Source organism: Porphyromonas gingivalis ATCC 33277 (assembly GCF_000010505.1).
Lineage (GTDB): Bacteria > Bacteroidota > Bacteroidia > Bacteroidales > Porphyromonadaceae > Porphyromonas > Porphyromonas gingivalis.
Window position 1 is genome coordinate 470858 of record NC_010729.1, and the last position, 9143, is coordinate 480000.

Genomic DNA, 9143 nt, shown 5'->3' on the forward strand with positions numbered 1-9143 from the left:
GTCGTCTAAAGAATGTTGTCAAAGTTATTTGCGTTCGCGGAAGCTTTCTGCCAAAGCGTGTTTCTGACGAGAGAAAACGCGTGTGCAGAAGTTCAGGAGGGGCTTGTGCATCATCAGACCGATCAGGCCGATCAGACCGATGGCGATTTCGGCTGTACGCGTATCGGTGAGCCACTTCAGTACAACCAACAAAACCGGGGCGACCATCATCGTCGGCAACGCTATCAGGATATTGACCATCGAAGTGCCTTGTTGGTTCATTACGCTTCTCGACATTACTTCTATGTAGCCTTTATTGAAGCATGCCATTAGCAGGATGAAGATCGTTCCTATACCGCTGTTCCATAGAAAGAGCGAGATGTGCAGGTAGACAATCTCCTCTCCCATCAGGAAATAGGGTGTGCTCAGGATGAAACTGGCTGCATTGAGTATCATCAGTATGATGTAGTGGCTGCGAATGTAGGTTCGGGAGGTTATGGCTTGCGCCATCAGTCCATCGAAGAAAGCACAGTCCCACCGTATCACGAATTGCTGCTGCATCAGCATCAGGGAGCTGACGATGATATTGGCGATAATCGCATATGCGGTCATCGTGTCCGCATTGCTTTCCCTATAGAAGAGAAGGCCGTACAATATGAAAAGAAAGGAAAAGATGAAAGTACTGCGAAGGCGTTTGGAGCGCAAGATGAGCTTGATATGCAGTGCTATCACCTCGCCTATGATACCATGCTGACGCACAAAATTCAGATTGTGGTACCGCTCCGTGCTGTTGGATTTGGTGCGCTCTTTAGCATAGCGATGCTGTCTGAAATACCGCTGGCTCGCTATATATGTTCCGGCCAATATCAATGCCATGCAGATCCATACGATATATACCGGAAGGGACGAGACGAAGCGGAACAGGCAGTCCGACCAAGGCACGAATCCGGTGATTTCTGTAGCGAGCATGAGGGCTATGGCACCGATGACGATGATATAGAATCGGAGACCATCGCCCAGTATGCGCTTCAGATATGGAGCCAAGAGCATATCGGTCAGCGTAAGCATCAGCAGGGTGACGAGGGCTACAGCGAAATCGGCTGCCCCTTCTTCTATCCCCGTCACAATGCTGTAAGGCAGAAAGAGGAAAACGAAGACGTAGTAATTGATCGGATTGGCCAATGGGCGGAATATAAGGTACTGTGCTATGGCTTTGCGCGGTATCGGCAGCTGCCGGTAGTAGTTTTCATTTATATAGTTGAGCGGTTGCAGGAAAAGGCGGATCACCAGACCGGCAAGCATCAGGAAAGGAATGAGTCCGGTCATTATTTGCATAGGAGCAAGAGCCGGAAAGCTTTCCTTAATTATGATCGGAAAGAAAAGCCCAAAAATAAAAAGGCTCACACCTACGAACAGGAAGTAAATGGCCCAAAATATCATTATGGCAACGCTCTGTGCCGAAATGGTGGAGCGGATCGTGCGCCGCCATTCGTGTCGGAATAGTTCTCGTTGGTACATGGTTCTGTATTAAATCTTCGCTTCAAAAGAAAACCCCGAAAGTCAGACAATGGGCTTTCGGGGCTTATTTCGATTTTCAGTACATGTTGCTTGTTAATCGCCTTCCTTTTTTGGGGGGATTATCCTTGGATGGCTGCAATGCCGGGGAGGGTTTTGCCCTCGATGGCTTCGAGCAAGGCTCCGCCACCCGTGGAGACGTAGGATACCTTATCGGCAAGACCGAATTTGTTCACGCAGGCAACGCTATCTCCTCCTCCGACCAGCGAGAAGGCTCCATTGGCCGTAGCTTCCACGATGGCTTCGCCGACGGCTTTCGAGCCTATGGAGAAGTTGTCAAATTCGAATACTCCCGTGGGACCGTTCCAAAGGATCGTTTTGGATTCGAGTATTACTTTGCGGAATTTCTCGATCGACCGGGGGCCTATGTCCATACCCATCCAGTCGTCGGGTATCTCCATATTGCTGCATACTTGGGTGGCTGCATCGTTGTCGAACCTGTCGGCTACTTTCGTATCCACGGAGAGTATCAGATTGACGCCCTTTTCGGCTGCTTTCTTCACGATGTCGCGAGCCAAATCCAGCTTGTCGTCTTCCACGATGGAGAGGCCTATCCGACCGCCTGCCGCTTTGGTGAAAGTATAGGTCATTCCGCCGGTCAGGATCAGGTTGTCCACTTTGTTGAGCAGGTTCTCGATGATTTCTATCTTGGTCGATACCTTGGAGCCTCCCATGATGGCGGTGAACGGCCGCTTGATGTCGTGCAGCACTCTTTCTACGGCTTTTACTTCTTTCTCCATCAGATAGCCGAACATTTTGTGGTCTCGGTCGAAGTAGTCAGCGATCAGTGCCGTGGAAGCATGTGCCCGATGGGCTGTGCCGAAAGCATCGTTCACGTAGCAGTCGGCCATGGAAGCCAGCTTTTGCGTAAACTCTTTCTGAGCAGCCTTGACGGCTTTCTTCGCTGCGGCTTTTTCTTCGTCCGAAGCATCGTCGGAGAGTCCGCGCGGCTTACCTTCCTCCTCGGCATAGAAGCGGAGGTTTTCGAGCAGCAGCACTTGGCCGGCTTTGAGCTTGGCCGCTTTGTCCATGGCATCGGCTCCGATGCAGTCATCGGCAAAGAAGACATCCACGCCGAGCAGTTCGGATACGTGTGGCAGGATATGCCGGAGGGAGAACTCCGGTGCTACGCCTTTGGGGCGTCCCAGATGAGAGCCGATGATGGTCATACCGCCGTCGGCTATGATCTTGCGGAGAGTGGGGAGGGCTGCGCGGATGCGGGTGTCGTCGGTGATCTTAAAGTTGTCATCGAGGGGAACGTTGAAATCGACGCGCACGAAGGCTTTCTTGCCGGCGAAATTGAATTGTTCTATCGTCATTGTATTGAATGTTTTTGCCCCTGACGGGAGAGGTTCGTTTATTGTGTGGACAAACATACGAAGTTTATATAGAAGAGTAGTTGCTTTGCCCCTTTAATCCGCCCTCGGAATCCCATCGTTTCGGTATCGATCCCGGACGGAAACGGCGTTATTGGTTCCTGAAGAATTTATATATCTTTGCTCGGTCTCGAGGGTCACCCGATTCCGTCTTACGAGACGGGTTTTTTGTAGTTGTCGGGGGCGATTGGACGAGACTTGCAACAGAGAAAACAGAACCAACTTAATTATTCAGGTAATGAGCAAATTAGATTTGACAAAGTATGGCATTCTCAATGCCACTGAGATTATCCACAACCCATCTTACGAGTTCCTTTTTGAAGAAGAGACCAAAGCCGGTCTCGAAGGCTTTGAGAAAGGACAGCTTACCGAACTGGGAGCAGTCAATGTGATGACCGGTGTCTATACGGGTCGTTCGCCCAAGGATAAGTTCTTCGTCATGGACGATACAACCAAAAACACCATCTGGTGGACGTCGGACGAATACAAGAACGACAACAAACCGGTGACTCCGGAGGCGTGGAAGAGTATCAAAAAGCTGGCCGTGGAGCAGCTCTCCGGCAAGCGTCTTTTCGTCGTGGACACGTTCTGCGGCGCCAACGAAAGCTCTCGGTTGAAAATCCGCTTTATCATGGAGGTGGCCTGGCAGGCCCACTTCGTCAAGAATATGTTTATCCGCCCCACGGAAGAGGAGCTGGCCAACTACGGCGAGCCCGACTTCGTGGTGATGACTGCTTCCAAAGCGAAGGTGGAAAACTACAAAGAGCTGGGACTGAACTCCGAGACGGCCGTCGTATTCAACCTGACCGAGAAGGTGCAGGTGATCCTGAACACATGGTACGGCGGTGAGATGAAGAAAGGTATGTTCTCCTACATGAACTACCTGCTCCCTCTGCGCGGTATGGCTTCGATGCACTGCTCCGCCAATACGAGCATGGACGAGAAGGAGACGGCTATCTTCTTCGGTCTGTCCGGTACGGGCAAGACCACGCTCAGTACGGATCCGAAGCGCAAGCTGATCGGCGATGACGAGCACGGCTGGGACAAGGACGGTATCTTCAACTTCGAAGGCGGATGCTACGCCAAGGTGATCAACCTGAGCCGCGAGAACGAACCGGACATCTACAATGCCATCCGCCGCAATGCGCTGCTGGAGAACGTGACCGTGGATGCTGCCGGTAAGATCGACTTCGGTGACAAATCCGTGACGGAGAATACTCGCGTCTCTTATCCGATCTACCACATCGAGAACATCGTGAAGCCCGTGTCCAAAGCCGGCCATGCCAAGAAGGTGATCTTCCTCTCTGCCGATGCTTTCGGCGTATTGCCTCCCGTTTCCATCCTGACTCCGGAGCAGACCAAGTACTACTTCCTCTCGGGCTTTACCGCCAAGCTGGCCGGTACCGAGCGTGGCATCACGGAGCCTACGCCTACGTTCTCCGCTTGCTTCGGAGCGGCTTTCCTCTCGCTTCATCCTACGAAGTATGCCGAGGAGCTGGTGAAGAAAATGGAGATGGTGGGAGCTACGGCTTACCTCGTCAATACGGGTTGGAACGGTACGGGCAAGCGCATCTCCATCAAGGATACGCGCGGTATCATCGATGCCATCCTCGACGGCTCCATCGACAAGGCTCCGACCAAGGCTATTCCTTTCTTCGACTTCAAGGTGCCGACGGCTCTGCCCGGTGTGGATCCGAATATCCTCGATCCGCGCGACACCTATGCCGATGCCGCCGAGTGGACGAAGAAGGCGAAGGATCTGGCCGAACGTTTCATCAAAAACTTCGTCAAGTTCACGGGCAATGATGCCGGCAAGGCTCTCGTAGCAGCAGGGCCGAAGCTCTAAGAACGGAGAAAAAGTGCTCGCGGCTTTCTGAGAGGGAAGCCGAAAGAGAGAGATAAAAAAGAAAGAGGGGGCTGTGTCATCTGCGACACAGCCCCCTCTCTTTGGATGCAGGCAGAGAGGGAGGTTTGGTTTTGGCGCATTCCTCCCTGCCGTGCTAACGGCTACAGACCGCCGCTTTGCGAACCCTGCTCGCCGCTACTGCTGCCACCGGTATCGGATCTGCCACTCGGTGAGGACGGTTGGGAGGAGATTTGGGGCAATTCGTCCGATTCGCCGGCTGTGGAGGTCGAATATCCGGTCGAAAGCTCTGTTGGCTTCGTCCATCTTGTCTACCCAAGTGGAGATAGCCAGTTTCGTTACGTCCGCTTTGTACTTATCGCTTCGGAGTTCTTCGGCGAGTTTGTACATCAGCTCGGTCTCGTTGCGGTAGTTCTTTTTGTCGAGTCTTTTGTATGCACGCAATAGAATTTCGAGTCATTGGGTAGCTTCGCCCCTGCGGCTTCGGGGCGGAAAGTTTCGCCCCGGATACAACCTGTCAGGTTGCGGAAGGCCTCGTCGCGGACGGCATCGAATGCAGCCACTTTGGCTGAGTGTTCGCTGGCGATGATTTGTGCCGGACCGGCTTTGAAAATCTTTAGCACTCTGTCCAACTCATCCGGTGTCGGTGTGAGTTCGCTTGCACCGATGGTGCGGGCATCTTTGACTTCGTCAATCATGAAATTCAGCAACTCGGCTTGCTGAAATCGTCCGATTCCTACTTGTTCGATCATGTAAGTTTTGACCTATAGACCGGATTTGGGCGATTTTCGGTTCGAGTTTTGGCTTGTGCGATTGATAACCTCTGTTTTTTGCCTGCGTCCTCCCCTTTGTATCCTCTTCCTTTCTCAGCCGATTGCCGTTTTTTTCGGTCAAAAAAACTTTTTTCGCGAGGAAAAAACATCTTCTCATTTTTTTTCTTTTGCGCTCCTTTTGGGTCTCTCTTACGCGCGCGAACATATTAATATATGCTCCCTTTTGTCTTCTTTCTTGGGAGGGAGTCCTTTTCTTCGGGGGCTGTTTTTTTGTCGAACCGGTTGAAAAAAGAATTTGAAAGATTTGTCTGTAAAGAAAAAAGGCGTACTTTTGTGACCGCAAAAGCGATTCCTGCCCGATTGATAGAGGAATTGTTCCGCCGAGCGCGTCGGGATTCTTTTTTGGGGGGGATCAGGCGACGAGCTTTTTCATGAGCGTCAGCCCTGAAAAAAGAGCCGATTGATTTTGCCGATTCGGAAAAAGGTTTTACTTTTGCACCCACTGTCCGCCACATGAAGGGTTTCGATCCGGAGATTGGGGAGGGCAGTCGGAGCGCGATCATTGACATTGTTCATACGAAGAACAAAAGTGTAGTACAAGAAGGAGAGAGAAGGGCTTCGCCATTTCTTGCAGGATTTCTGCCCCCTCGCAGAGAGAGGAGGGCGGATTTACCGGCTGTTATTGACGAAACCGTCTCTCGACGAGGACATATACTCTGTCAAAGAGAAAAACGAAAAGACCGAGAGAGAAAAAGAAACCGAGGTGTACTACCTGATAAATCGAATTATCCAAAGGGTAATAATCGGCGTCTGAGCGATAATAACAGAAGCAAACAAACACACAAATATGACAGTGGAGAGTTTGATCCTGGCTCAGGATGAACGCTAGCGATAGGCTTAACACATGCAAGTCGAGGGGCAGCATGATCTTAGCTTGCTAAGGTTGATGGCGACCGGCGCACGGGTGCGTAACGCGTATGCAACTTGCCTTACAGAGGGGGATAACCCGTTGAAAGACGGACTAAAACCGCATACACTTGTATTATTGCATGATATTACAAGGAAATATTTATAGCTGTAAGATAGGCATGCGTCCCATTAGCTAGTTGGTGAGGTAACGGCTCACCAAGGCGACGATGGGTAGGGGAACTGAGAGGTTTATCCCCCACACTGGTACTGAGACACGGACCAGACTCCTACGGGAGGCAGCAGTGAGGAATATTGGTCAATGGGCGAGAGCCTGAACCAGCCAAGTCGCGTGAAGGAAGACTGTCCTAAGGATTGTAAACTTCTTTTATACGGGAATAACGGGCGATACGAGTATTGCATTGAATGTACCGTAAGAATAAGCATCGGCTAACTCCGTGCCAGCAGCCGCGGTAATACGGAGGATGCGAGCGTTATCCGGATTTATTGGGTTTAAAGGGTGCGTAGGTTGTTCGGTAAGTCAGCGGTGAAACCTGAGCGCTCAACGTTCAGCCTGCCGTTGAAACTGCCGGGCTTGAGTTCAGCGGCGGCAGGCGGAATTCGTGGTGTAGCGGTGAAATGCATAGATATCACGAGGAACTCCGATTGCGAAGGCAGCTTGCCATACTGCGACTGACACTGAAGCACGAAGGCGTGGGTATCAAACAGGATTAGATACCCTGGTAGTCCACGCAGTAAACGATGATTACTAGGAGTTTGCGATATACCGTCAAGCTTCCACAGCGAAAGCGTTAAGTAATCCACCTGGGGAGTACGCCGGCAACGGTGAAACTCAAAGGAATTGACGGGGGCCCGCACAAGCGGAGGAACATGTGGTTTAATTCGATGATACGCGAGGAACCTTACCCGGGATTGAAATGTAGATGACTGATGGTGAAAACCGTCTTCCCTTCGGGGCTTCTATGTAGGTGCTGCATGGTTGTCGTCAGCTCGTGCCGTGAGGTGTCGGCTTAAGTGCCATAACGAGCGCAACCCACATCGGTAGTTGCTAACAGTTTTCGCTGAGGACTCTACCGAGACTGCCGTCGTAAGGCGTGAGGAAGGTGTGGATGACGTCAAATCAGCACGGCCCTTACATCCGGGGCGACACACGTGTTACAATGGGAGGGACAAAGGGCAGCTACCGGGCGACCGGATGCGAATCTCTAAACCCTTCCCCAGTTCGGATCGGAGTCTGCAACTCGACTCCGTGAAGCTGGATTCGCTAGTAATCGCGCATCAGCCATGGCGCGGTGAATACGTTCCCGGGCCTTGTACACACCGCCCGTCAAGCCATGGGAGTCGGGGGTACCTGAAGGGCGTAACCGCAAGGGGCGCACTAGGGTAATACCGGTGACTGGGGCTAAGTCGTAACAAGGTAGCCGTACCGGAAGGTGCGGCTGGAACACCTCCTTTCTGGAGTTCGGACCGATTGACATAAACGGTTGCCCGAAAAATTAAGGAGAATTGGTTGAAGGTAGGGTTTTTTGCAACGGAACCGGTGTCGGAGATTTATCCGATCGGGGGAAGAAGAAAAGACCATATATCGCCTTCGGTTTCGGCTCTCGGCTTTTTTTTTATCCGAAAAACTTTACTGCACGGCGAAAAGCCATATTTGTTCGACGTATGAATAAAACGAATATAACCTGCGGATATTCCGATGCAATCAATCGGGATGTCCGGGAGGGTGTTCTCTCTCTTGGATCGAAGATGGAGAGATACCGGAAGATAAGGAGTCTTTCCCTCCCCCGAGGCCTTGGTTCGTTTATCTTTCGAGCTTTCCCTGCTTCGAACTTTGCTTCTTTTTTTGAAGCGAGGCAAAAAGGGCAAAAAGAAAAAAATAAAGAGAGATAAGGGGCAACGGTCATGCAGCGCAAGGAGCTGCCACAGGCAGACGGAAGAGTTCGAATAAGAGAGAAGCAGTCCTATAGCTCAGTTGGTTAGAGCGCTACACTGATAATGTAGAGGTCGGCAGTTCAACTCTGCCTGGGACTACGGGGGATTAGCTCAGCTGGCTAGAGCACCTGCTTTGCAAGCAGGGGGTCATCGGTTCGAATCCGATATTCTCCACGAAAGAAAACAGGCGATCATTGACATATTGGAAGAAAATCAAATAAAGAATTTAAGTAGAGCACAACAAGCTTAAGTATACCGCCGGCGGCAATTGATTGCCGGGCGAACAAAAGTAAGTAAGGGCAGACGGTGGATGCCTAGGCTCTCGGAGGCGAAGAAGGACGTGATAAGCTGCGAAAAGCTGCGGGAATCGGCACATACGAATTGATCCGCAGATATCCGAATGGGGCAACCCGTCAGGCCAAGGCCTGACACATGAATTGATTTCATGAGCGAACGCGGGGAACTGAAACATCTCATTACCCGTAGGAGAAGAAAACAAAAGTGATTCCCTCAGTAGTGGCGAGCGAACGGGGATTAGCCCAAACCGGCTTTGTTTCGGCAAAGTCGGGGTAATAGGACTTCGACAAAAGTTTAATGATAGATATAGGAGAACCTACTGGAAAGTATGGCCGAAGAGCATGAAAGCTGCGTATCCGACATATCGAACCATAGACGACGGAGCACCTGAGTAGCGCGGGACACGAGACATCCTGT

5 protein-coding genes, 2 tRNA genes and 2 rRNA genes (1 of these 9 cut by a window edge) are annotated in these 9143 nt (G+C 51.3%); 5 read left to right on the top strand and 4 right to left on the bottom strand.

Annotated elements, in window-relative coordinates:
• Nucleotides 1-24: 24 nt before the first annotated feature.
• Together PGN_RS02055 and PGN_RS02060 are read right to left on the bottom strand one after the other, a co-directional pair.
• Nucleotides 25-1497, bottom strand: a complete 1473-nt coding sequence (locus PGN_RS02055; RefSeq protein ID WP_039417107.1) for a DUF5687 family protein — start codon at nucleotides 1495-1497, stop codon at nucleotides 25-27.
• Between the two features lie 119 nt (nucleotides 1498-1616).
• The gene (locus PGN_RS02060) at nucleotides 1617-2873 is read right to left on the bottom strand and encodes a phosphoglycerate kinase (RefSeq protein WP_012457503.1); all 1257 of its coding nucleotides are present in this window, start codon (nucleotides 2871-2873) and stop codon (nucleotides 1617-1619) included.
• 295 nt (nucleotides 2874-3168) lie between these two features.
• Between PGN_RS02060 and pckA the strand changes: the two genes are divergently transcribed.
• Entirely contained in the window at nucleotides 3169-4776 is a 1608-nt protein-coding gene (gene pckA, locus PGN_RS02065; RefSeq protein WP_012457504.1) for a phosphoenolpyruvate carboxykinase (ATP), read from the top strand.
• Nucleotides 4777-4971: 195 nt separating this feature from the next.
• Here the strand turns inward: pckA and PGN_RS02070 are convergent, their stop codons facing one another.
• Nucleotides 4972-5238 (bottom strand): DUF6261 family protein, encoded by a 267-nt coding sequence (locus PGN_RS02070; RefSeq protein WP_306171283.1) that lies wholly within the window; start codon nucleotides 5236-5238, stop codon nucleotides 4972-4974.
• Complete coding sequence (locus PGN_RS02075; RefSeq protein ID WP_012457506.1) at nucleotides 5184-5546, bottom strand: hypothetical protein; 363 nt, start codon at nucleotides 5544-5546, stop codon at nucleotides 5184-5186. The genes PGN_RS02070 and PGN_RS02075 overlap by 55 nt, the downstream gene beginning before the upstream one ends.
• An 871-nt stretch (nucleotides 5547-6417) precedes the next feature.
• Here PGN_RS02075 and PGN_RS02090 point away from each other — a divergent pair.
• From PGN_RS02090 to PGN_RS02110, 4 genes are all read left to right on the top strand, one after another.
• Nucleotides 6418-7949: ribosomal RNA gene (locus PGN_RS02090) — 16S ribosomal RNA — on the top strand.
• 505 nt (nucleotides 7950-8454) lie between these two features.
• Nucleotides 8455-8528, top strand: a tRNA-Ile gene (locus PGN_RS02100).
• A 1-nt stretch (nucleotide 8529) separates the two neighbouring features.
• A tRNA-Ala gene (locus PGN_RS02105) sits at nucleotides 8530-8603 on the top strand.
• Between the two features lie 109 nt (nucleotides 8604-8712).
• Nucleotides 8713-9143 (top strand): 23S ribosomal RNA (locus PGN_RS02110); it runs 2466 nt beyond the window's last position.
• Together the 16S and 23S rRNA genes with 2 tRNA genes alongside form the textbook arrangement of a ribosomal RNA operon.